The 21,416-nt window shown below is 66.3% G+C and carries 24 protein-coding genes and 1 pseudogene; 13 read left to right on the forward strand and 12 right to left on the reverse strand.

What is annotated here, in order from left to right; genetic code table 11:
• Positions 1-23: 23 nt before the first annotated feature.
• Together ACPXB3_RS14870 and ACPXB3_RS14875 are read left to right on the forward strand one after the other, a co-directional pair.
• Complete coding sequence (locus tag ACPXB3_RS14870) at positions 24-164, forward strand: hypothetical protein (protein WP_425728177.1); 141 nt, start codon at positions 24-26, stop codon at positions 162-164.
• A complete protein-coding gene (locus tag ACPXB3_RS14875; protein WP_425728179.1) occupies positions 161-910 on the forward strand; it encodes a hypothetical protein in 750 nt (249 codons plus the stop codon). Before ACPXB3_RS14870 ends, ACPXB3_RS14875 begins: the two co-directional genes overlap by 4 nt.
• Positions 911-1,067: 157 nt before the next feature.
• Here ACPXB3_RS14875 and ACPXB3_RS14880 read toward each other — a convergent pair whose 3' ends face one another.
• The 4 genes from ACPXB3_RS14880 to ACPXB3_RS14895 all read right to left on the reverse strand — a co-directional run bounded on the left by ACPXB3_RS14880 (position 1,068) and on the right by ACPXB3_RS14895 (position 3,688).
• Positions 1,068-1,340: a hypothetical protein gene (locus ACPXB3_RS14880; protein WP_425728181.1), complete on the reverse strand. Its 273-nt coding sequence runs from the start codon at positions 1,338-1,340 to the stop codon at positions 1,068-1,070.
• Between the two features lie 10 nt (positions 1,341-1,350).
• Entirely contained in the window at positions 1,351-1,653 is a 303-nt protein-coding gene (locus tag ACPXB3_RS14885; RefSeq protein WP_425728183.1) for a hypothetical protein, read from the reverse strand.
• A 956-nt stretch (positions 1,654-2,609) separates the two neighbouring features.
• Positions 2,610-2,837 carry a hypothetical protein gene (locus ACPXB3_RS14890; protein ID WP_425728185.1) on the reverse strand — a complete coding sequence of 76 codons (228 nt, stop codon included), beginning with the start codon at positions 2,835-2,837 and terminating at the stop codon, positions 2,610-2,612.
• Positions 2,838-2,920: 83 nt separating this feature from the next.
• Entirely contained in the window at positions 2,921-3,688 is a 768-nt protein-coding gene (locus ACPXB3_RS14895; protein WP_425702358.1) for a DUF6319 family protein, read from the reverse strand.
• Between the two features lie 285 nt (positions 3,689-3,973).
• On the opposite strand from ACPXB3_RS14895, the gene ACPXB3_RS14900 reads away from it, so the two are divergent.
• The 7 genes and pseudogenes from ACPXB3_RS14900 to ACPXB3_RS14930 all read left to right on the forward strand — a co-directional run bounded on the left by ACPXB3_RS14900 (position 3,974) and on the right by ACPXB3_RS14930 (position 8,009).
• Complete coding sequence (locus ACPXB3_RS14900; protein ID WP_425728187.1) at positions 3,974-4,285, forward strand: antibiotic biosynthesis monooxygenase family protein; 312 nt, start codon at positions 3,974-3,976, stop codon at positions 4,283-4,285.
• 41 nt (positions 4,286-4,326) lie between these two features.
• Positions 4,327-4,794, forward strand: a complete 468-nt coding sequence (locus tag ACPXB3_RS14905; RefSeq protein ID WP_425728189.1) for an LLM class flavin-dependent oxidoreductase — start codon at positions 4,327-4,329, stop codon at positions 4,792-4,794.
• Positions 4,794-4,961 (forward strand): annotated as a pseudogene (locus ACPXB3_RS14910) (LLM class flavin-dependent oxidoreductase); the annotation flags it as partial. The gene ACPXB3_RS14905 and the pseudogene ACPXB3_RS14910, both read left to right, overlap by 1 nt.
• Before the next feature lie 64 nt (positions 4,962-5,025).
• Complete coding sequence (locus ACPXB3_RS14915) at positions 5,026-5,385, forward strand: hypothetical protein (RefSeq protein WP_425728266.1); 360 nt, start codon at positions 5,026-5,028, stop codon at positions 5,383-5,385.
• Between the two features lie 373 nt (positions 5,386-5,758).
• Positions 5,759-6,946 (forward strand): MFS transporter, encoded by a 1,188-nt coding sequence (locus ACPXB3_RS14920; protein ID WP_425728190.1) that lies wholly within the window; start codon positions 5,759-5,761, stop codon positions 6,944-6,946.
• Positions 6,943-7,554, forward strand: coding sequence for a TetR/AcrR family transcriptional regulator (locus tag ACPXB3_RS14925; protein WP_425702363.1), 612 nt, complete (start codon positions 6,943-6,945; stop codon positions 7,552-7,554). Before ACPXB3_RS14920 ends, ACPXB3_RS14925 begins: the two co-directional genes overlap by 4 nt.
• A gap of 5 nt (positions 7,555-7,559) precedes the next feature.
• Positions 7,560-8,009 carry a hypothetical protein gene (locus tag ACPXB3_RS14930; RefSeq protein ID WP_425702365.1) on the forward strand — a complete coding sequence of 150 codons (450 nt, stop codon included), beginning with the start codon at positions 7,560-7,562 and terminating at the stop codon, positions 8,007-8,009.
• 217 nt (positions 8,010-8,226) lie between these two features.
• Here the strand turns inward: ACPXB3_RS14930 and ACPXB3_RS14935 are convergent, their stop codons facing one another.
• The 7 genes from ACPXB3_RS14935 to pdhA all read right to left on the reverse strand — a co-directional run bounded on the left by ACPXB3_RS14935 (position 8,227) and on the right by pdhA (position 16,152).
• Positions 8,227-9,027, reverse strand: a complete 801-nt coding sequence (locus ACPXB3_RS14935; RefSeq protein ID WP_425728192.1) for a DUF1684 domain-containing protein — start codon at positions 9,025-9,027, stop codon at positions 8,227-8,229.
• A 124-nt stretch (positions 9,028-9,151) separates the two neighbouring features.
• Complete coding sequence (locus ACPXB3_RS14940; protein ID WP_425728194.1) at positions 9,152-9,949, reverse strand: MBL fold metallo-hydrolase; 798 nt, start codon at positions 9,947-9,949, stop codon at positions 9,152-9,154.
• A 174-nt stretch (positions 9,950-10,123) separates the two neighbouring features.
• The gene (locus ACPXB3_RS14945) at positions 10,124-11,218 is read right to left on the reverse strand and encodes a Glu/Leu/Phe/Val family dehydrogenase (protein ID WP_425728196.1); all 1,095 of its coding nucleotides are present in this window, start codon (positions 11,216-11,218) and stop codon (positions 10,124-10,126) included.
• 28 nt (positions 11,219-11,246) lie between these two features.
• Entirely contained in the window at positions 11,247-12,629 is a 1,383-nt protein-coding gene (gene lpdA / locus ACPXB3_RS14950; protein WP_425702370.1) for a dihydrolipoyl dehydrogenase, read from the reverse strand.
• 90 nt (positions 12,630-12,719) lie between these two features.
• The gene (locus ACPXB3_RS14955; protein ID WP_425728198.1) at positions 12,720-14,090 is read right to left on the reverse strand and encodes a dihydrolipoamide acetyltransferase family protein; all 1,371 of its coding nucleotides are present in this window, start codon (positions 14,088-14,090) and stop codon (positions 12,720-12,722) included.
• 17 nt (positions 14,091-14,107) lie between these two features.
• Positions 14,108-15,091 (reverse strand): alpha-ketoacid dehydrogenase subunit beta, encoded by a 984-nt coding sequence (locus ACPXB3_RS14960; protein ID WP_425728200.1) that lies wholly within the window; start codon positions 15,089-15,091, stop codon positions 14,108-14,110.
• Entirely contained in the window at positions 15,088-16,152 is a 1,065-nt protein-coding gene (gene pdhA, locus ACPXB3_RS14965; RefSeq protein WP_425728258.1) for a pyruvate dehydrogenase (acetyl-transferring) E1 component subunit alpha, read from the reverse strand. The genes ACPXB3_RS14960 and pdhA overlap by 4 nt, the downstream gene beginning before the upstream one ends.
• A 170-nt stretch (positions 16,153-16,322) precedes the next feature.
• Between pdhA and ACPXB3_RS14970 the strand changes: the two genes are divergently transcribed.
• Positions 16,323-16,787 carry an Lrp/AsnC family transcriptional regulator gene (locus ACPXB3_RS14970; RefSeq protein WP_425702374.1) on the forward strand — a complete coding sequence of 155 codons (465 nt, stop codon included), beginning with the start codon at positions 16,323-16,325 and terminating at the stop codon, positions 16,785-16,787.
• Between the two features lie 21 nt (positions 16,788-16,808).
• Here the strand turns inward: ACPXB3_RS14970 and ACPXB3_RS14975 are convergent, their stop codons facing one another.
• The gene (locus ACPXB3_RS14975) at positions 16,809-17,573 is read right to left on the reverse strand and encodes a DeoR/GlpR family DNA-binding transcription regulator (protein ID WP_425702375.1); all 765 of its coding nucleotides are present in this window, start codon (positions 17,571-17,573) and stop codon (positions 16,809-16,811) included.
• A 210-nt stretch (positions 17,574-17,783) separates the two neighbouring features.
• On the opposite strand from ACPXB3_RS14975, the gene gnd reads away from it, so the two are divergent.
• The 3 genes from gnd to pgi are packed head-to-tail and all read left to right on the forward strand — an operon-like array spanning position 17,784 to position 21,375.
• Positions 17,784-18,677, forward strand: coding sequence for a phosphogluconate dehydrogenase (NAD(+)-dependent, decarboxylating) (gene gnd / locus ACPXB3_RS14980; RefSeq protein ID WP_425702376.1), 894 nt, complete (start codon positions 17,784-17,786; stop codon positions 18,675-18,677).
• Positions 18,674-19,681: a glucose-6-phosphate dehydrogenase (coenzyme-F420) gene (fgd, locus tag ACPXB3_RS14985; protein ID WP_425728202.1), complete on the forward strand. Its 1,008-nt coding sequence runs from the start codon at positions 18,674-18,676 to the stop codon at positions 19,679-19,681. Before gnd ends, fgd begins: the two co-directional genes overlap by 4 nt.
• Positions 19,678-21,375 carry a glucose-6-phosphate isomerase gene (gene pgi, locus ACPXB3_RS14990; protein ID WP_425728204.1) on the forward strand — a complete coding sequence of 566 codons (1,698 nt, stop codon included), beginning with the start codon at positions 19,678-19,680 and terminating at the stop codon, positions 21,373-21,375. The genes fgd and pgi overlap by 4 nt, the downstream gene beginning before the upstream one ends.
• Positions 21,376-21,416: the final 41 nt, after the last annotated feature.

Consider the following 21,416-nt stretch of genomic DNA (forward strand, 5'->3'; position numbering starts at 1 on the left):
GGGGTAGAACGATGAAAGTTGTTGTGAACACACCATATTCGGTGACCTATGACGGCGTATCCTACGACCCCGGCGAACAAGTCGACGCGCCATCTGGCGTCGCCGACGCGTGGCTGCGCGCCGGCTGGGTGACCGCGGCCACCACCAAGGAGGGCACACCATGAGCATCGCAACGCGCACGAAAGGTGCGACCGGGCACGTCACCGCAACCGATGGCGGCGAGTTCGACATCGTGCTGTCGGCACAGTCGAAGGACCGCGATGGTGACGTGCTGACCAAGGATGGCTGGAAACAGCCACTACCCCAACACATTCCGATCGGCGTGGATCACTCGATGAGCGTCGACGGGATCGTCGGGTCGGGTCGGCCGTTCATCGACGACGCGGGCAATCTGCGCGTCCGTGGCACGTTCGCGCCGACCGAGCTCGGTCAGCGCGTGCGGCAACTCGTCACCACCGGGCATCTGCAAACCGTGTCCGTCGAGTTCCTCGAGGACGGCACGAAATCCGGGACGACCCCGCAGCGTGAACTCATCGGCGGCGCCTTCGTCTACCTGCCGAGCAACCGCGACGCGCGAGTGCTGTCGTCCAAGGGGGCACCGCCCGATCCGGCGGCCGTACCGCCCGATCCGACGACGGCGGCCGACCCGACAGGACAGCCGGCGAACACCCTCGACCCCGAGGCCGTCGCCGACCTGATCGCCGGCGCGCAGGCGCTCACAACGCTGCCCGACGACCAGGTGCCCGACCAGCTCGCGGCGCTCGGTCAAGTCCTCGACCTGCTCGGGCAGAGCTACCCGCCCGATCCTGGCACCGCGCCCGACGGCAGCCCCGACGGCAGCCCCGACGACGCGGCGAAGTCGGCGGCGGTGTCCGCGCGGGTGAAAGCACTCCTGCTCGCGCTCGAGTAGGGGAAACATCGGCGTCAACGAGACGAAGGCCTCGATGGCTGGCCCATGACCCGATCCTAACCGTGTGACGCGGCCCGGTGAGGTCAGACCAGCGCCGAAAAACACACCGCCCCAAGCAATTACGCTTGGGGTGGTGTGTTGCCGTTTGGGGGTCGGCCTATCCGCCGAATCCGTTCTCGGCGAGTTCACGAATCCGAGCCTCACTGAAAAACCGGTCGCCGGTCTGCGGGTCGAGATACGGCACGCGGTCGGATACGCGCACCAGTTGGAAGCGTGCTTCGGGCGTGACCCAGGAAACCGTGCCATCGTTCCCGACGATCGACTGTGAGGTATGCCCGTCCAATACGACTACCGTCGGTGCGGTGAGAATAGACAGGCTCGCGCACTGCGCGGCGGTCGGCAGAGGATGATCGCTGGCCTCACCGTTCATCATCCGCACGTTACTCGCCGTTCTCAACGGTCGACGGCGAAATGGAGCCGATGGCGTCGGCGAATTGCGCCGCCGCGCGCAGCTCTTCGGCGAACAGTCGTGCGGTCGTCGGTGTGAGCCCGTCGTCGGCGTTATTGGTGGTGAGGATCGATCCATCCTCATCGACGGTGACGAACGAGCCTGCGAAGGCGGCGGGAATGGTGGTTATCAGTTTGGTCCTTCTTGGGTAGGAGTTTTTGACGCCAGTTTTGACGCCAGTTGTCGAAGATTCGTGGACGTTTGCAGGTGTTCGCGTATGTCGGAAAAATCCCATGACCTGCGAAAAGTGTACTGCGGCGGTCGCCCACGGATCGCAAAGCGATAGCTGGGGGTCAAGTGGTCGCAGGTTCAAATCCTGTCAGCCCGACTCCGAGAACCACCTGGTAACGGGTGGTTTTCTCATTTCTGGGGTTTCGAATTCAGGCACTGTCGGACGGGTGACGACCATTCTGACAACCATCGCACCGGCCCCGAGTGGTGTCCGAGGCGGCACAGATCCTCGGCGTGACGTCGCGGCAGGCGCAGCGCCTCGCAGCCGACGGTGAGCCGGGCACACCCGCCGGTCGGGCGCGATGTACCGCGCCCGCAACAACCGCACCACGAGCAAGGGCCGGCCGGCGCTTCCTGGCGCGGCTCGGACCGCGCTCGATCTCCTTTCCGGCGGGAAACGCACGAGCCGCTCGAGAGGCGGCTCGTCGACCGGCTGTCCATCACGTCTCCGATGTCGCCGATCACCACCGACTGGGGATTCGCCTGCGGCCGGTCCGGGCCGCCGCCCGACCACCTCGCTCACGGGAATCCTGGTGGCAATCGAAGGCCTCGACGGCGCGGGTGCGAACACGGTGCCGAAGCAGTTCGAACACGCCGGGCCACGAATCGAGTCGATGGCGTTCCCGCGCATCGGCCTACAGCACGCGGACCTGGCTGCGATGGCACTGCACTGCGGGCTCGGCGATCTGGTCTCAGCTGCCATATGTCTCACTAGTGCAAAGAAACCCACGGAACGGCGAATAGCCCTGGGGCTCTTTGCAAGAGCGGGCTCCTCGGACCGGCGCGCCGGTCAGTCAAGATGACAGGCAAGAGGTGAGTCGATGGCATTCGACCGGCTGGATTCAAGGGAAACTTCTGATCGTCGAAACCCTCCGCACGGTGGGGGAGTTTCGTGCCCGGTGCGAGTTACGCGAGTTCGGAGTCATCGAAGGCACGCTCGCTTCCCTCGCTCGTGCGCACCTATCGCCCAGCCGCCGTCATCGTCGGGGTCGGCGAAGAATCGGGGTCCACCCCGTCGAAGATCACGGTCGACCACGAGGTCGACCCGTCGTCGATCAGGGCCAAGTGCAGCGCCAGTGACTTGCTGTACCGCTGATGCTCGGTCTTGTCACGGAACGGTGGGAGCGGAATGTCCGCCGCCGTCGGACGGCCCCACGGGATGTCTTCCCTGTCCATGGCGAACGCCATCGGCGTCTCCCACACCGGAACTGTTGCAGGCTCGGGCCGAACGGCGCCGTCGCACCGTCCAGGGCCGGACCGGGCTTGTTCGGTCAGTGACTGTCGAGGGCGGCCAGTGCCTCGCGCGCTTGCTCGAGTTCGCGGCTGAGGTCGTCGACGCGGCGTTTGGCCTCCTCGCGAGCGGCGGTCATCACCGACGTCACCGCGTCTTGGACAATGCTGTCACCGAGTTCTCGCATGGCCGCGTCGACCGATTCCACTGTCACCGCCCGTGCCCGTTGCGGCTTGTGTGCGCCCCGGGTCATCGAGACGAACCATTGGTTGTCCGCGGAACCGTAGATGGTCACGCTGACGGTCTTCGCGGCCTTTTTCACCGGGGCGCGTTTGGATTTGGGTTCGGTGTCGGACGACCTCGCCGGTGCGTCGGTGCGTGACGAACCAGATTGTGCGGTAGAGGTTTCCGGCGTGCGCGTGCGTCGCTGTCGGGCAGCAGAATTCGGTGTAGTCGCCGTGGCGGTATGCGGATTGCCGGTCGAGGATTTCGCTGCCGACGACCTTGGCGCCGAGGACCTCGCCGGTGCCTCGTTCTTGGTCCTCCGCAGTTCGTTCGCCTCGTAGGGAAGTTCGTCGTCGACGCCTCTCGGCGAGACGGTCACGGTGCTGCCGGATACCGACAACACACGCGCCGATGTGCCGGGTTCGAGGTCGAGGCCCGGGATTCCTTCGCGTAGATACACCGTCGGACGGCGACCCTGTGCGACCTCGGCGGCCAGACTGGTCAGATCCTCGGGCGTGAGTGACGCGGATTGCGAACTGCGGCGTGGTGGCATGGTGGCGGCTCCTCTCGAACTGATCGTCACGAACATTTCCATACGCCCCCGACATCGCGCACGGGTGCCCATCGATTCACCTGGCCGGCGAACCCGGAATGGATCGGATCGGCTGGATGTGGCCCGACTGTGACTTGGGCAACACCGCCGAACACGCTGCGCGACAGGCATTTTCCGCCTCCATCCGTATAGCGGTGCGATAGCCGTTGACCCGGGTCTTTCGGCCCTCGAGAGCAGCCACGACTGCGGCATAGCATCGGCTTGTCCGGGTCGTGCGGACCGAGCACGTCCGGCATCGCCGAGGAGGTAGTCACGATGACATTCGTCAATATCACCGCTCTGACGTTTCCCGAGGGCACGCAAGCGGAGATCGAGCAGCGGTTCGCGACGCGGAAGAAGGCCGTCGACTCCGCGGCAGGATTCCGCGACTTCGAGTTGCTGTGCCCCGCCTTTGGCGAGGAGCGTTACTTCGTCCTCACCCGCTGGGACTCGCGCGAGGACTACGACCGGTGGTCGGCCGCGCGACCGGCCGGCGGTCACGACGCCGACAAGCGGCGGGGGATGAGCGCCGAGGTCCTCGGGTTCGACGTCGTCGTGACGGATGGGACAAGCCAACTAACTGCGTAGGGTCGGTGCCATCCACCGTCGAGGCCGGGGAGAGTTCGTCCGTGAAGTTGTCGATCGTCGACCTGGGGACCGTCGCACCGGGAACCACCGAGACCGACGCGCTGGCCGATGCGTTGGCGACCGCGAGTCACGCGGAGAACCTGGGGTTTCATCGGGTCTGGTTCGCCGAGCACCACCTGTCCCGGTCTGGCGCCTCGCATTACCCGGAGCTGTTGATCGCGGCCGCGGCGACGATCACCTCCTCGATCCGGCTCGGTTCGGGCGCGGTGTTGATGAACCACTACAGCCCGTTCAAGGCCGCCGAGATGTTCCAGCAACTCGAAGCGCTGGCCCCCGGGCGGGTCGACCTGGGAATGGGCCGGGCCACTGCCGGCCCGGTACTCGACGCCGCGCTACAGCAGAACCGCCAACACCCGCCCAGGTCGACCATCAGCAGCAGGTCCTGGAGACCCTGGCCTGGCTGTATGAGTCGTTCCCCGACGATCACCCGTTCCATGCCCATCCGTTGATGCCGAGTGTGCCCAGCCGGCCGCAGACCTGGCTCCTGGGATCGAGCCCGAACGGTTCGACTCTGGCCGCCGGACTCGGCATCGGCTACACCTTCGCCGGGTTCATCGACCCGACTGGCGCAGCCGCAGCCTTGCGCCACTATCGCGAGGTCTTCCAGTCGCAGGGGTTCGGACTCTACTCGCCGCGCGCGATCCTGGCCGTCAACGTCGCGGTCGGCGATACCCCACGCCGTGGGCCTGCACCTGGCGGACTCGCCCAAGGGCTACTACGCGAGACTCGGCCGCGCCGGCCGGGCGGCCGGATCTGTCATGGTCCCCACGCCCGACGAAGCCGCGCGCGAGATGACCGAGGCTCAGAAAGCCGAGCCGACTTCGATCACCGGCGGCCGGTGGCCCCGCTTCGTGGCCGGCGGGCCCGACGAGGTGCGCGCGACCCTGGAACAGATGGCCGCCGAGTCCTGCGCCGACGAGATCATGGTCCAAGACCTGATCGCCGACCCGGACGTCCGCAGGCACTCGCATGAACTACTCGCCCAGGCGTTCGGCCTGGAACCAGGACCGGCCGTTCGGTCGCAGAGCTCACGCATCTAGACGCAGAGCTCACGCAGTGAGCCGACACTGAGGCAAGACGCGCGAACACCGACGGACACAGAAGTTGCAGGACGAAAACTGCCGGCCCGAGCGATCCGCGCGCCTCTCGACGCCGCCCTCGACAATGCCCTCGCCCCACTGCGCGGAACATCCGGCATTCACATCGACTGATCGGGAGGTGGCCGGTCTGATCTTCGTATGTGGATGAATCCGCCTGGGTGGCAAACCATCGCACGTGATGAGGCCGATCGGTCTCCCATATGAGACAGATCGGTATCATCGAGGCTAGTGTGGGGGTGTGAACACGAGCGAATCACGTGAACTGACGTTGCCGTCTCCCGGGTCGTCGACGACTCATCGCGTGGAGACGACTGTGAAGAGGCCGGTTTGGCGTCTCGCGTTCCTGGCCTCGGTACCGGCGGCGTTCTTGGCGGCGTCCGCTGCCCCGACGCCGCTGTACCCGATCTATCAAACGGAGTGGTCGTTGTCGGTGGAGGCGACATCGCTGGTATTCGGGGTGTATGCGCTGTCGTTGTTGTGCGGGCTGGTCGTGTTTGCGCGTCTGTCCGATCACCTGGGGCGCCGACCGGTGATGTGGGCGGCACTGGCCATTCAGATCGTGGCGCTGGCGCTTTTCGTGGCGGCCGCTGATGTCGACTGGCTGCTCTGCGCCCGGGTGTTGCAGGGACTCTCGACCGGCGTGGGCCTCTCGGCTGTGGGCGCCGCGTTGCTCGACACCGATGTTCGTCGGGGGACGGTCGCCAATGCCGCCGCGCCCCCGTTCGGTTCGGCCGCGGGCGCGATGGGGGCGGCATTGCTTGCGCAGTTCGGGCCGGCCCCGACTCGGCTCGTCTATCTCGTGCTCATCGGAGTGCTGGTGGCGCAGGCGATCGGCCTGCTGTTCGTTCCGGATGGTTCTGCGCGCCGGCCTGGCGTGTGGGCGAGCCTGCGTCCGCGGGTCGGGGCGCCCAGAAATGTTCGGTTGTTGCTGGTGGCTGCGTGCCCGGTGCTGTTCTCGGTCTGGGCGGTATCCGGACTCTTCGGTGGCCTGGGGCCGAAACTCACGGCGGAGCTGTCGGGCTCGTCATCGCCGATTCTCGGCGCGCTGCCGATTGCCATCGTCGGGGCCGTTTCGCCGATCGTCGCGTTCGCGACTTCGAGGCTTCCTGGTCGCGTTTCGCTGGCCTGCGGCATTGCCGGTCTGGTGGTGGGCGGCCTCGTTGTGGTCGCCGCGGTGGTGAGCGGGATCGTCGGATTGCTGCTGGGAGCTGCGGCCATCGCGGGGGTGGCATTCGGGCTCGGATTCCGTGGAGGCATGCAACTGGTGCTTCCCGCGGTGGGGCAGAGCGAGCGCGCCGGGACCCTTTCGCTGCTCTACGTCGCCTCCTATCTGGGGTTCGGATTACCTGTCATCGTGGCCGGCGTCGTCACAGCCCGCACCGGCGACCTGCTCGGGACAACCCTCGGCTATGTTGCCGTTCTCCTGCTGCTCGCCGTCGCATCGGCTCTCGCGCTCGGCCTCTCCCGGCGGGCGGCGCTCGAGCCCGAGGAGTCAGAATGAGCCGTATGGGCGCAGACAACGACGAGCAGCGCGGCGCTGACACCTCGCGCCGGTCGGCGCGTGGGAAGCTGCTCGCCGCCGCGGACGAGCTCTTCTACCAGGAGGGTGTGAACACGGTCGGGATCGATCGTGTCATCGAGCAGGCCGGCGTCGCGAAAGCATCGCTGTACCGGCTGTTCGGAAGCAAGGAACACCTTGCCGCTGCGTACCTGCGCGCCCGACACGAGATCATCGCGGCCCAACTGGTCGAGGCGGTGCTGCAGGCTCCAGATGCGCGATCACGAATCCTCGCCGTCTTCGCGACCCAGGCACGCCGGCTGCGTAGTCCCGACTACCGCGGATGCGCGTTCGCCCGCGCGAGTGCGGAACCCGCGGCCGGGCCGGAAGTCATGAAGGCCGCCGAGGATTATCGCGACTTCACGCTGAAACTGCTCACCGATCTCGCTGTGCAGGGTGGTGCGCCGGACCCGAAGACAACCGGCATGCAACTCCAAGCGCTCTATCACGCCTCTGCACTGTTGGGGACCCGCCACCGTCGCCAACTCATCGCGTCGACGAGGGCTGCTGTCGAAACGCTGCTGGACAGCGCTTTCGGTTCACCGCACTAGAAGCCGTGCAACGCCGCAGGGGGCGAAGCGCGCCTCGGCTCACGGTCGCGATCGGCTCCGCCTCGGGGCAGTGGGCGCAGCCGCCCGGCGCGCTGGGGCTGCCATTCGCCTACGCGCATCACTTCGCGCACGACGGGACGGAGCAGATCCTTGGCCAATACCGAAGTGCCTTCACACCATCACGCTTCCTCGACGAACCCCACGTGATGATCACGGCGATGCTCGTGGCCGCCGACACGCCCGAACGGGTACGTGCCCAGACCATGACCACAGATATGACGCACCTCGCCCTCTTGCGGGGTGCTCGACCACAGCCGGTGGAAATAGAGCGGGCACTGGTGCGCGAGTTCACGATTCAGGAGCGGGCGGCTCCTGACCAACACCACGCGCGCCAGGTGATCGGCACGCCGGACGGTGTGGCAGAGCGGCTGCGCGAACTGGCGGCGTCGACGTAGTCCGACGAGATCATGTTTCAGCTTGTCGCGTCGACCGCAGCCTGCCGCGTCCGGTCGCTGGAGATCGTCAACGAGGTCATGTGCCGGGGAGTCACTGATGACGGGCGTGAAGAAGGCTCGGCCGGATAGAGCGCCGCCTGGCGAACCGCCGGCGCACATCCGGGGAACGAACACAAAAGGGAGGACGAACATTCGTCCCCACTCTTGGCGATCTCGGCTACTGCGAGCGTTCGTAGGGAATCTTCTCGCCGGCCGTGACCTCGAAGGGAAGATGGTTGCCCGCCGGTGGCAGCGGGCACGTCGCGAAGTCGATGAAGGCGCATGGCAAGTTGGTGGCGCGATTGAAGTCCGCGGCGACGGGCCCACCCTCGTCGAGGACGGCCTGCGACGCGTTCACGGCGAGACTGCGATTCGCGGCGTAGGTGGTGACCCCGGAGGTGGCGTCGGTGAACAGGATGCTCAGACCGCCGGTCTTGCCGTTGAATGCGATGAGCCGGTGCTCGCCTCCGTCATGGCCGAGTACGACCTCACCCGGCGAAACGTAGACGTGCGCAAGGCCTTCGGCGACGGCACCGACAGTGACCGGGCGAGGCTCAGAATACGGCTCGAAGCGGCCGTGTAGAACCCATGTGGGGTCTGCGGAGTACGCGGGAACCCCGTGGAAATCGCGAACCGCGGGTGCGGAGCCGTCGTGGGTCCGGATGAGGTAGCCCTCGCCGCGTCGCACGATCTCGATGTGCACGCCGTCGATCTCGACCAACTCACCAGGCCCCGTCGGCGTGAGTTCGAAGTCGCGGTCGGCAAACGACTCCCCATCGGCGCTACGCACGTGGGCGGCCGATTCGTCGAACCACCAGGTACCGGGAATGCCGTCGTAGCGCGTCGGTTCGGTGTCGAGCCATTCCAGCCGGGTGATCGAGAGCCAGCCGAGCGGCGCGGCGAGGTCGTGTTCACGGGCGGTGTGCCAGCTCTGCCAGGTGTCGACGAATTCGGTATCGGTGGACAATGTGTCGGTCATGTGCGGCCTCTTCGTGGGCGTGATGGTGGTCGTCAGACGTCAACGCAGACCGGACACGATCCATTGCCTTGGCCGCATCGTGCGCCGAACCCTGTTGCGATCGGTGGTGGTGGCGTAGGACCGCTCATGCGATGGCACTGAATTGGCGCCGGCCTTCTGCGATAAGCACTCGGCCGAACCGCATTTCCGGAAAATGTGCGGCCACGACGAGATCGCCACGTGCGGCGGCCTCATCTGCCAAGGCATTTCGCATCTGGGAAGCGGCGACGGGGTCGACGTCCCACACGACGGTCCAATCGGGCTCGGAGAGCTGAACCGCGGAGTGGACGACATCGCCGAGAAGAATTGCGCGCCGCTCTCCCGAGGACGCAACGAACACTGTGGAACCGGGCGTATGGCCCGGGGCCGCACGGGCGTCGAGACCAGGGGCGATCTGGTGATCACCGGTAAAGGGAATGAACCGCTCGCGGATCGGGAGAAGCTTGTCCCGCACAGGCGCGGCTGCGGTCGGTCCGTCGACGAAATATGTCCAATCGGCCTCGTGGCAGCGATAGGTGGCATTCGGAAAGACCGGGCTCCCGTCAACTGAGGTCCACCCGATGTGATCGAAATGCAGATGGGTGAAGACCACGTCGGTCACCTCGGGCGGCGTCACACCGTGCTCAGCGAGCGAGTCCAGCAGGGCGCCGCCGACATAGCCGTCCTCGTCCATCGGGCCCACCCCGGCGTCGACGAGGACCACCCGATCACCCGTCCGCACAAGGAAACCCCCGACCGGGAAGCTCCACCGGCCGTCATCGCCGAAGTGGTCGGGATGACATCTCCAGGCCTCCGGGTCAGAGAATCGCGAGATGATCTCGCCCGCCTGCTCTGTCCCGGACCCGTCGCGGAGGGGCTCGATGCTGATGCTGCCGATGCGCACCTGTCGAGGATAGGCCGGTCGCCCCGACCGGCGTTTCGTGGCCCGACGGTGGCCGCCCGGCGACGCTGACGGGCGGCCACCGATCCGCATGCCGTAGCGGCATGAGGGTCATAGTCGTGCGGACCGGTGGGCAGACCCCCACCAGAGGGGTCAGGACGCGGAAACGCCAGGGGATCAAGCGGTCCGGCCGGTGCGCAGGCGTTCCTGCACCAACTGGTCTGCCGCGCGGCCGGTTGCGACGGACTCGGACGCAGAACGCTCGAAGATGGAGGTGACCGTGTCGTAGATGGCCTCGACGCGGTGGCGCGTCACATCGGCATCGGCTCCGGCCCGCTCGCCGTCGACCTGGATGAGGCCGCCGCCGTTGGCGGCATAGTCGGGGACCCAGGCGATACCGAGCCGGTGGAGCAGATCGTCGATCCCCGGCTCGATCAGCTGGTTGTTTGCCGCGCCGCACACCACGGACGCGGTCAGCCGTTCGATGGAGCTCTCGGTGAGGGTGGCGCCGAGTGCGCAGGGGGCGTAGACGTCGAGCTTCTCACCGATGACGTCATCGGTGGTCGTGACATCCGGGAACCGCTCGACGATTCGCGCCAGGCCCGCGCGGTCGACATCGGTGGCCACGATCCGGGCACCTTCGGCCGCCAGGAGCGCGATGAGTTCGGAGCCGACCTTGCCGACACCCTCGACACCGATGACGCGATCGGTCAACGAGGGATCGCCCCAGGCTACAGCGGCGGCAGCGCGCATGGCCTGGTACACACCCAACGCGGTCAGCGGTCCGCTGTTGCCCGAGCCGCCGGACGTGGCCGTCCGTCCGAGCACATGAGGGGTCGACTCCCCGACGATGTCGAGATCCTCAGCGCCGGTACCGATGTCGCCCGCGGTGAGGTAGCGGCCACCGAGGGTGTCGACGAACCGTCCGTAGGCGCGAAGCAGCTCCGGCGTCTTCTGCGTGGTCGGGTCACCGATGATGACCGCCTTGCCGCCACCGAGTGCCACACCGGCGATCGCAGCCTTGAAGGTCATTCCCCGGGAGAGCCGGAGTACGTCGGTGAGGGCCGATCCCTGGTCGGGATAAGGGTAGAAACGCGTACCGCCCATGGCAGGTCCGAGCGTCGTGGAGTGGATGCCGATGATGGCCTTGAGCCCGCTCGCGGCGTCTTCGCAAAAGACGACCTGTTCGTGGGGCAGTCCGGGGATGGCGTCCGCGCGGTCGAAGACGGCGGAATCATCGATGATCGGGTGGGCGGGTGAGGTGACGGACACGTTCTTTGCCTTTCGAGGGATGAGGACGTCAGCTATGGGCGTGCAGGGGTTGTCCAGCGAGTGCGAGGTGGGCTTCGCCGAGAGCTTCCGACTGGGTGGGGTGCGCATGGACGAGGGCGGCGACGTCGTCGGGGTGAGCGTCCCAGTTGACGATCAACTGGGCCTCGCCGACCAGCTCGCTGATCCGGTCGCCGACCATGTGGATACCGACCACCGGGCCACCGGTCGCGGCGTCGCCGGCGCGGACCAGCTTGACTCCGCCTGTGGTGCGCAGGATCTGACTCTTGCCGTTGCCGCCGAGGTCGTACTCGACGGTGGTCACCGTGCGGTACTGCGCGCGTGCCTGGGCTTCGGTCAAGCCCACCGAGGCGATCTCGGGACTGGTGTAGGTGACTCGCGGAATGCCCATCTCGTCGATGGGGGCTGGGCTTCGGCCCGCGATCTGATCGGCGACGAACAACCCCTGCTGGAATCCGCGGTGCGCCAGTTGGAGTCCGGCGACGATGTCGCCGACGGCCCAGACGTCCGGGTGATTGGTCCGGAGGTGGGAATCGACGACGACGTGGCCGCGCTCCAGGGCGATGCCGGCCTCGGCGAATCCGCTGCCGGCGGTCCGCGGTTCCCGACCGATCGCGACGAGCAGCATGTCGGTCTCGATCGTGTCGCCGGAATCCAGTGTCACGGTGACCGTCTCGCCGGACTGGTCGGCGCCGATCAGTTTGGTGGATGTCCGGGCGGTGATGCCGCGTTTGCGGAATGCGCGCGCGAGTTGTTTCGACGTCCACTCGTCTTCAGCGGCCACCAGGCGATCCAAGGCCTCGATCACCGTGACGTCGGTGCCGAAGGATGCCAGCACGCCGGCGAACTCGACGCCGATCACGCCGCCGCCGAGAATGACAGCGCGCCTGGGTATCTCATCGAGCGTCAATGCCTCGTCGCTGGTGATGATGCGGCCGCCGACCGGAAGGTTCGGAATCTGTCGAGGTTGCGAACCGGTCGCCAGGACAACGGCGCGCCGGGCGGTGATGCGTTGCCCGTCCACTTCGACAGTCCGGTCGCCGAGATAGCGGCCGACGCCGGATACCACCTCGATGCCATGGTGAGCGACAAGGCCCTGTAATCCCTTGTACAGCTTGCCGACAACGCCGTCCTGGTACGAACGGATTCGATCGATGTCGAGACCGTCGAGCGCCGCGATCACTCCGAACGCGGCGCTGTCGCGGACGGTGTCGGCGACCTCGGCCGCGTGGACGAGGGCCTTGGTGGGAATGCATCCGCGATGCAGGCAGGTGCCGCCGAGTTTGTCGGCCTCGACGATCGTGACGCTCAAGCCGAGTTGGGCGGCGCGGATCGCGCAGGCGTAGCCACCGGATCCGCCGCCGAGGACCACGACATCAGGGGTATGGGACATCGCAGATCTCACTCCTGTCAAGAAGGTTCAGGCGCACGCAGCGCTCGAGTTCGGGTATTGGAGGCGAACCACGCCTCGGCGGGACGGAGGTCAGCCGAGAGCGATCAGCTCGAAGGGATCGGACAGAATTCGTCCGATGTCGGCGAGGAACCGTGACCCTTGTTCGCCGTCGACGAGCCGGTGGTCGAACGAGAGGCTGAGAGTGGTGACCGACCGGAGGGCGATCTCGCCCTCGTGCTCCCATGGCTGACGGCGGATCGCGCCGACGCAGAGGATGCCGGCTTCCCCGGGATTGAGAATCGGTGTGCCGGAATCGACACCGAACACACCGACATTGGTGATGGTGATCGTGCCGGCCGCCAGATCGCCCGGTGATGTCTTGCCCGCCTTCGCGGTTGTCGTCAGGTCGACCAGCGCGTTCGCCAACTCGTGCAGGGACATGCGATCGGCGTCCTTGATGTTGGGCACCATCAGTCCACGCGGCGTGGCGGCCGCGATACCGAGATTCACGTAGTGCTTGGTCACGATCTCCCCGGAGTCCTCGTCCCACGACGAGTTGAGAGACGGATTTGCCCGCACGGCGATCAGTAGCGCCTTGCTGATCAACGCCAGCGGCGTCAGCCGGGTGTCGCTGAATCGGCGGTGCGCTCGCAGCCGTTCGAGTAGGTCGAGCGTCTCGGTGATGTCCACGGTGACGAATTCGGTGACGTGGGGAGCGGTGAACGCGCTGGCCACCATCGCGGCCGCGGTGTGTTTGCGCACACCTTTGATCGGGGTCCTGGTCTCCGCGCCGTGGCTGCCGACAACAGGTACGGGCGGGGCATCGGCGTGGGAGCCTGTCTCTGTGTCCGCGTCGTCCGAAAGGCTCTGTGCGGCAGTATATGCGGTGACGTCGGCGCGAGTGACCTCGCCGTGCGCGCCGGTGGCGGGGACATTGCCGAGTTCGATGCCGTTCTGCTTCGCGAGGAACCGGACCGGCGGTTTGGCGAGTGGCCGCGTCTCGGCGAAGCGGCCACCACCCTCGGCCTCGGCAGTGCCGGTGGAAGCGGTGGGGGTCTCGGTGGTTCGGGTGGCGCCGCGGGCACGACGCCGGCTCGACGCCTCGTCCGCCACGCCATATCCGACGAGGACGGGAACGCGCTCGGCTGTGCCCTCCGGTGTCGTCGCCGTGTCGGTTGCGTCTGTGGTCGAGGTGGTCGGCAGCGAGTCCGTTGCGGCACCCGTGGAGATGTCGATGAACGGCGTGCCGACGTCGACGGTGTCTCCTTCTCCGGCGTGCAGTGCGACCACCGTCCCGGAGTACGGCGAGGGCAGTTCGACGGAGGCCTTCGCGGTCTCGACCTCGGCGATGACCTGGTTGAGTTCGACGGCGTCGCCCACCCCGACAAACCAGCTGACCAACTCGGCCTCGGTCAGTCCCTCACCGAGATCGGGCAGCAGAAACGTCTGCGTTTCAGTCATGTTCGTTCCTTCTCGACTCACGCTGCCATCGACGTGTCGACGGCATGCAGGATCCGGTCGATGTCGGGCAGGAAGTGCTCTTCCAGTTTTGCCGGCGGATACGGGATGGCGAATCCGCCGACCCGCAGTACCGGCGCCTCGAGGTGGTAGAAGCATCGCTCGGAGACGCGTGCCGCAATCTCGGCTCCGATGCCGAGGAACACCGGGGCCTCGTGGGTGACGACCAGGCGTCCGGTCTTGCGCACCGAGGCCTCGATCGCATCCATGTCCAACGGGGAGAGCGTGCGAAGATCGATGACCTCGATGGACATTCCCTCTTCCGCAGCGGCCTTGGCCGCCGCAATCGCCGTGGTGACCAGCGGGCCATAGGCGAGCAATGTGACGTCGGTCCCCTCGACGACGGTGCGCGCCCGATGCAACGGGTACGAGTCGATAGCGGAATCGAGGTCGACCTCGCTCTTCTCCCAATAGCGGCGCTTCGGTTCGAAGAACAGAACCGGGTCGTCGGAGGCGATCGCCTGCCGGATCATCAGATGGGCGTCGGCGGCGTTGCTGCATGTCACCACCCGTAGCCCGGCGGTTTGGGCGAAGTAGCCCTCGGGGGATTCGGAATGATGCTCGATGGCGCCGATCCCGCCCCCATAGGGAACCCGGATCGTGATCGGCATGGTGACGTTGCCGCTCGTGCGGTAATGCAGCTTGGCGACCTGGGAGACGATCTGGTCGAATGCGGGATAGATGAACCCATCGAACTGGATCTCGCAGACCGGACGGAATCCGCGCATGGCGAGTCCTATTGCGGTGCCCAGGATTCCCGATTCCGCCAGTGGGGTGTCGATCACCCGGTGCTGGCCGAAGTCCTTCTGCAGCCCGTCGGTGATCCGGAAGACGCCGCCGAGTGCGCCGATGTCCTCACCCATCAGCAGGACCTTCGGATCGTCTTCCAGGGCGCGTCGCAGGCCGGCGTTGAGTGCCTTGCCAAGGGGAAGTGTGGTGGTCATCGTGTCGATCCTTCGAAACTGGCGAGATAGGTCGAGTACTGCTCGCGTTCTTCGTCCACCAACGGGTGCGGTTGTGAGTAGACGTGGTCGAACAGGGACATTGCTTCGGGCTCTACGGTTTCCAGACATCCCTTGCGCAGGGCGGCTGCGGTGACGTCGGCCTGATTCTGAACTCGGGCCAGGTACTCGTCGTCGATGAGGCCCGCGCGTTCGAGAAGCTTGCGCACACGGTCGAGGGGATCTTTGAGCTTCCACTCGTCATCAAGCGCTGACGGCCGGTACCGGCCCGGGTCGTCCGAGGTGGTGTGCGGGCCCATGCGGTACGTGACGGCCTCGATGAGGCTCGGGCCGTTGCCTTCTCGTGCATTGGCGAGCGCGGCGCGCGTCGCGGCGAGAACGGCCAGGACGTCATTGCCATCCACCCGGACGGACGGGATGCCGAATCCGCGGCCGCGCTCGGCGATGGTGACCTTTGCCTGTAGCGACACCGGCTCGGAGATCGCCCACTGGTTGTTCTGACAGAAGAACACGACCGGTGCCGCAAAGCTCGCCGCGAAACCGAACGCTTCGGAGATGTCGCCCTGGCTGGTCGCACCATCACCGAAGTAGGTGATCGTCGCCGCCGATGTGCCGTCGAGTGCATTGCCGAGTGCGTATCCGGTGGCGTGCAGAGCTTGACAGCCGACGATGATCGCCGGCGTGGTCATCCGATACTCCAACGGATTCCATCCGGAGTGGGTGGAACCACGCCAGAACCGCAGCATGTGGGTGGGGTCCACGTTGCGGCAGTACGCGACTCCGTGTTCACGGTAGCTCGCGAAGACGAAGTCGTCCTCCGCCAGCGCCCGGGCCGATCCGACTTGCGAGGCTTCTTGCCCGAGCAGTGGTGCCCACAGTCCGAGTTCGCCTTGCCGCTGCAAAGCCGTTGCCTCCGAATCGATCCGCCGAATGACGAACAGGTCCTCATAGAGGTCGGCGAGACGTCGGTCGTCGATGTCGGTGACCAACGGGGACAGATCGGGGTGGTCGACGCGTAGCCCGTCTTCGGTCACCAGTTGTATGGGGGTCGTTCCCGAATCGAAGACCACGATTCCTCCTGACGTCTATTCCCCGGCGCGTTGCCATTTGGATGATTCATACAAACAACGAATGCCATCGTGCGCAACCGTCGATGTTGAGATTGAGCAGTGTGCCCAATTCTATGCGCTCTCGATGTGGCATGCTGAGCTGTATGACTGATTTCGATCGCACCGACGCCCGCCTGCTGAGCGCGCTCTGTGAACGCCCGCGCGCCACCGGAGTCGAACTCGCCGGGCTCATCGAGGTATCGCGCAATACCGTGCAGTCGCGATTGGAACGGTGGCACCGCGATGGAACACTCGACGGCTTCGACCGGCGAATCCCGCCGCGTCACCTCGGGCTGCCCTTACTCGCCTTCGTGCTGACCACTGTTGATCAGCGTCGACTCGCCGAGGTCACCGACAGGCTCGAGACGATTCCCGAGGTGGTCGAGGTGATCGGACTGTCCGGACCCGTGGACCTTCTCATCCGTGTCGTCGCCGCCGACACCGACGACCTGTACCGGGTCGCCGGGCTGCTACTCGGCATCGACGGAGTGGAACGGACGAACGTGAGCCTGGCGATGCAAGAACTGGTGCCCTACCGGATTCGCCAGTTGCTCGATCACGCGGAATGACAGTGCATTCCGGTTCTCGGTTCAGGCGCTGACCGGTGCTCGCACCAGGTGTTCTCCGTAGCGCCGCGCCTGGTCGGACGGGAGTCCGTCATCGGAGAGGATGGTGCCGACCTCGTCGACGGAAGCCACCTTGCTGAGCGCGCGGTTGCCGAACTTGGAACTGTCGGCCACCACCACGGTGTGCCTCGCCGACGAGATCATCGCCCGTTTGAGCGGCACCTCAAGGGTGTTGGTATTGGTGATCCCGGTGTCCGGGTCGACGGCGTCGGCTCCGAGGAAGGCCCAATCGGCGGAGTAGTTCGCCAGAAAACCGACGGCGGCGTCGCCGACGAGGGTGAAGACCGAACCGAGCAGCTCACCGCCGGTCACCAGGAGTCGGGTACCCGGAAGGGTGGCGACATACTTCGCGATGCGCAGGTCGTTGGTGATGAACGTCAGGTCCGAGCGATGGCGAAGTGCGAGGGCGACTTGATAAGTCGTCGACCCGCTGTCGAGGATGACGGTTTGTCCATCCGAGACATACTCCGCGGCGGCCGCGGCGATCGCCGCTTTTTCCGGTTGTCGCGCAATCTTCTTCACGGCGTAAGGGATTTCGGACGAGCCATCGGCGGCGGGCCGCGCACCCCCATGCGTCCGTTCGGCTCTGCCCGACCGGGCGAGGGCGTCGAGATCGCGTCGAATCGTGGATGCGTCGACGCTCATCTCGCGTGCAAGGACCTTTGCCTCGACGTAACCGTCGATCTGGAGGCGCTGCAGGATCTGTCCCCGTCGTTCGGTTGCGGACAATGACCCCTCCTTGATCGACGGTTGATCGCCGGCGCGATGAACATCCGAATCCGGTTCACGGGAGTCTAACTGCGCTGCACGCATATTGACAGCAGAACCACTCAGCGGCATGATTGCGTGCACTCGGTGCGCGATTACGCGCACATTCCTGCGGTCATCGGACCGGCGTCTTCCCGGTCCGGCAAGCAAACAATCTCGAGGAGTGCTCCCATGCAGATGGGTCTGATAGGGCTGGGGCGGATGGGCGGAAACATGCGGGAGCGTGTTCGCGCCGACGGCCACGATGTCGTCGGATACGACGCCGACCCGTCGGTCCGTGACGTCGAGAGTCTGGCCGAACTGGTCGACGAGTTGGCGCAGCCCCGAGTGGTCTGGGTGATGGTTCCCGCCGGGGAGCCGACCCGAGCCGTCGTCGGCGAGCTCAGTGAACTCCTCGCGGCCGGAGATCTCGTCATCGACGGCGGGAACTCCCGCTTCACCGACGACGAGGAGCATGCGAAGACCTTGGGTGCGCGCGACATCGGCTACCTCGATTGTGGTGTGTCCGGCGGGGTCTGGGGCCGGACCGCCGGATACGGATTGATGGTGGGAGGCGACGAGGCCGACGTGGCGCGCGCCATGCCGATCTTCGATGCGCTCCGTCCGCACGGACCCCGGGCAGACGGCTTCGTCCACGCAGGCCCGGTCGGCGCCGGTCACTACGCGAAGATGGTGCACAACGGAATCGAGTACGGGTTGATGCAAGCCTACGGCGAAGGATACGAACTCCTTTGTGCCGAACCGAGAATCACCGCCCCTGACGCGGTGATGGCGGCGTGGCAACGCGGCACGGTCGTGCGGTCGTGGCTGTTGGAGCTTCTCGTGGGCGCGCTTGCGGATGACCCTGAGCTCGAGACGATCTCCGGGTACACCGAGGACTCCGGCGAAGGCCGGTGGACGGTCGAGGAGGCGATCGCGCACGCGGTTCCGCTACCGGTCATCTCCGCCGCGCTGTTCGCGCGGTTCGCATCTCGGCAGCCGGACTCGCCGACGATGAAGGCCGTGTCGGCGCTACGGCGTCAATTCGGTGGACACCAGGTGCGGACCGCGGAGGTGCCGCGATGAGCCTGAAGCTCGGATACAAGGCGTCGGCCGAACAGTTCGGTCCGCGTGAGCTGGTGGAACTCGGTGTCTCGGCCGAAGAGCACGGGATGGATTCCGCGACGGTATCGGATCACTTCCAGCCGTGGCGGCACCAGGGCGGGCACGCGCCGTTCTCGCTGTCATGGATGACCGCGGTGGGCGAGCGTACCTCCCGGATTCGGTTGGGGACGTCGGTACTGACACCCACCTTTCGATACAACCCCGCGGTGGTGGCACAGGCGTTCGCGACGATGGGGTGTCTGTATCCGGGTCGGATCATGCTCGGCGTGGGCACCGGGGAAGCACTCAACGAGATCGCGACCGGTCACGTGGGGGAGTGGCCGGCATTCACCGAACGCTTTGCGCGACTACGGGAGTCGGTGCGGTTGATGCGCGAGCTCTGGCTCGGCGACCGGGTCGACTTCGAGGGTGAGTACTACACCACACAGGGAGCCTCGATCTATGACGTGCCCGAGGACGGAATCCCGGTCTACATCGCCGCGGGCGGGCCGGTGGTGGCCCGCTATGCGGGCCGGTCGGGCGAAGGATTCATCTGCACCTCCGGCAAGGGGATGGAGCTCTACGAGCAGAAATTGTTGCCGGCCGTCGACGAGGGCGCCGCGAAGGCCGGACGGGACGCCGCCGACATCGACAAGATGATCGAGATCAAGATCTCCTACGACACCGACCCGCAGGCGGCGCTGGAGAACACGCGCTTCTGGGCTCCGCTTTCGCTGACGCCCGAGCAGAAGCACAGCATCGACAGCCCCGTCGAGATGGAACGGGCCGCAGACGCACTGCCGATCGAACAGGTCGCCAAGCGGTGGATCGTGGCGTCCGACCCGGATGAGGCGGTGGCGCAGATCCGTCCGTATGTCGACGCCGGTTTGAACCAGCTCGTGTTTCATGCACCGGGACATGATCAGCAGCGGTTTCTCGAGCTGTTCAGCAGGGACCTCGAGCCACGTCTGCGGGCGCTGGCATGACCGACGTGAATGGTGCGAACTCCACCGGGCCGGCCGTGGACGCGGCGTGGGAGGTGCTGGTCGAGCACCAGAAAACGATTGCACCGCTGCATCTTCGGGACCTGTTCGCGGCCGATCCGGCGCGGGGCGAGGAACTGACGGTGACGGCGGCGGATCTGTACATCGACTACAGCAAGCATCGCGTCACCCGGGAAACCCTCGGGCTGCTGCTCGAACTGGCCCGCGCCTCGGGAGTGGAGGCGCGGCGAGATGCGATGTTCGCCGGCGCGCACATCAACACCTCCGAAGATCGTGCGGTGCTGCACACCGCGCTGCGCATGCCCCCTGACACCGAGCTGATGGTGGACGGGCGCAACGTCGTTGCCGACGTGCGCAGGGTGCTCGACCGGATGGGCGAGTTCACCGACGATCTGCGGTCGGGGCGTCGCTGCGGCGCGACCGGCCGGCAGTTCGAGACGGTGGTGAACATCGGTATCGGTGGCTCGGACCTCGGCCCGGCCATGGTGTCGCGGGCGCTGCGGCACTACGCAAACGGACCGGTGGCCAGATTCGTCTCCAACATCGACCCCACCGACCTGCTGTCGACGCTGTCGGGTCTCGATCCGGCAACCACCCTGTTCGTGGTGGTCTCCAAGACCTTCACCACGCTGGAGACGATGGCGAACGCGACCGCGGCGCGCCACTGGATCATCGACGCGCTCGGGAACGACGCCGTCACCGGCCATTTCGTGGCCGTCTCGACGAACCACGAACGCACCGCAGCATTCGGTATCGACCCGGACGCCGTGTTCGGGTTCTGGGATTGGGTCGGCGGACGCTACTCCGTCGGATCGGCCGTCGGGCTGTCGGTGATGGCGGCCATCGGCCGCGATCGCTTCGCCGAGTTCCTCGCCGGGATGTACGCCATGGACCAGCACTTCGCCACGGCGCCGCTCGACGCCAACGCGCCGGTCCTGTTGGGCCTCCTCGGCGTCTGGTACGCAAGCTTTTTCGGCGCCGACTCCCGGGCGGTGCTGCCCTACGCCCACGACCTGGCGAGATTCCCCGCTTACCTCCAGCAGCTGACCATGGAGTCGAACGGAAAGTCCGTCCGGGCCGACGGCACCCCGGTTGCGGCGGCGACCGGGGAGGTGTTCTGGGGCGAGCCGGGAACCAACGGCCAGCACGCCTTCCATCAGTTGCTCCACCAGGGCACCCGGCTGATCCCGGCCGATTTCGTGGGATTTGCACGGCCGCTGGCCGACCTGCCGGTCGAGGGCGACGCCGCCACGTCGATGCACACGCTGTTGGTGGCGAACATGTTGGCCCAGTCCAAGGTGCTCGCCTTCGGACGTACCGCCGGGGAGATCGTCGCCGAGGGGGTGGCGCCGGAGCTGGTACCGCACAAGGTGATGCCCGGGAACCGGCCGTCGACAACGATTCTCGGCACCCAACTGACCCCGTCGACCCTCGGCCAGCTGATCGCTCTCTACGAACATCAGGTGTTCGTCCAGGGAGTCGTGTGGGGCCTCAACTCCTTCGACCAGTGGGGCGTGGAACTCGGCAAGACCGCCGCGCTCGAGGTGGCGCCCGCCCTCGCCGCCGACCTCGGCGCGACGAGTGTCGACGATCGTTCCACCGCCGGATTGGTGCGCGCATTCCGGCGTGCCCAGGAAGCCGGCATGCCTGCCGGACAGGACGACGGCCGGGCCTGACGATTGCGTCGTCGACGAGATCGCTGTGACAGCCGACAGAT

It is taken from the genome of Gordonia sp. DT219 (assembly GCF_049847065.1).
Taxonomy (GTDB): Bacteria; Actinomycetota; Actinomycetes; order Mycobacteriales; family Mycobacteriaceae; genus Gordonia.

What these genes read in the sequence shown, in the direction of transcription:
- ACPXB3_RS14875 (WP_425728179.1), top strand. Translation starts at nt 161, where the DNA reads ATGAGCATCGCAACGCGCACGAAAGGTGCGACCGGGCACGTCACCGCA.
- ACPXB3_RS14880 (WP_425728181.1), bottom strand. Translation starts at nt 1,340, where the DNA reads ATGAACGGTGAGGCCAGCGATCATCCTCTGCCGACCGCCGCGCAGTGC.
- ACPXB3_RS14885 (WP_425728183.1), bottom strand. Translation starts at nt 1,653, where the DNA reads ATGGGATTTTTCCGACATACGCGAACACCTGCAAACGTCCACGAATCT.
- ACPXB3_RS14890 (WP_425728185.1), bottom strand. Translation starts at nt 2,837, where the DNA reads ATGGCGTTCGCCATGGACAGGGAAGACATCCCGTGGGGCCGTCCGACG.
- ACPXB3_RS14900 (WP_425728187.1), top strand. Translation starts at nt 3,974, where the DNA reads ATGACATTCGTCAATATCACCGCTCTGACGTTTCCCGAGGGCACGCAA.
- ACPXB3_RS14925 (WP_425702363.1), top strand. Translation starts at nt 6,943, where the DNA reads ATGAGCCGTATGGGCGCAGACAACGACGAGCAGCGCGGCGCTGACACC.
- ACPXB3_RS14935 (WP_425728192.1), bottom strand. Translation starts at nt 9,027, where the DNA reads ATGACCGACACATTGTCCACCGATACCGAATTCGTCGACACCTGGCAG.
- lpdA (WP_425702370.1), bottom strand. Translation starts at nt 12,629, where the DNA reads ATGTCCCATACCCCTGATGTCGTGGTCCTCGGCGGCGGATCCGGTGGC.
- ACPXB3_RS14955 (WP_425728198.1), bottom strand. Translation starts at nt 14,090, where the DNA reads ATGACTGAAACGCAGACGTTTCTGCTGCCCGATCTCGGTGAGGGACTG.
- ACPXB3_RS14960 (WP_425728200.1), bottom strand. Translation starts at nt 15,091, where the DNA reads ATGACCACCACACTTCCCCTTGGCAAGGCACTCAACGCCGGCCTGCGA.
- ACPXB3_RS14970 (WP_425702374.1), top strand. Translation starts at nt 16,323, where the DNA reads ATGACTGATTTCGATCGCACCGACGCCCGCCTGCTGAGCGCGCTCTGT.
- gnd (WP_425702376.1), top strand. Translation starts at nt 17,784, where the DNA reads ATGCAGATGGGTCTGATAGGGCTGGGGCGGATGGGCGGAAACATGCGG.
- fgd (WP_425728202.1), top strand. Translation starts at nt 18,674, where the DNA reads ATGAGCCTGAAGCTCGGATACAAGGCGTCGGCCGAACAGTTCGGTCCG.
- pgi (WP_425728204.1), top strand. Translation starts at nt 19,678, where the DNA reads ATGACCGACGTGAATGGTGCGAACTCCACCGGGCCGGCCGTGGACGCG.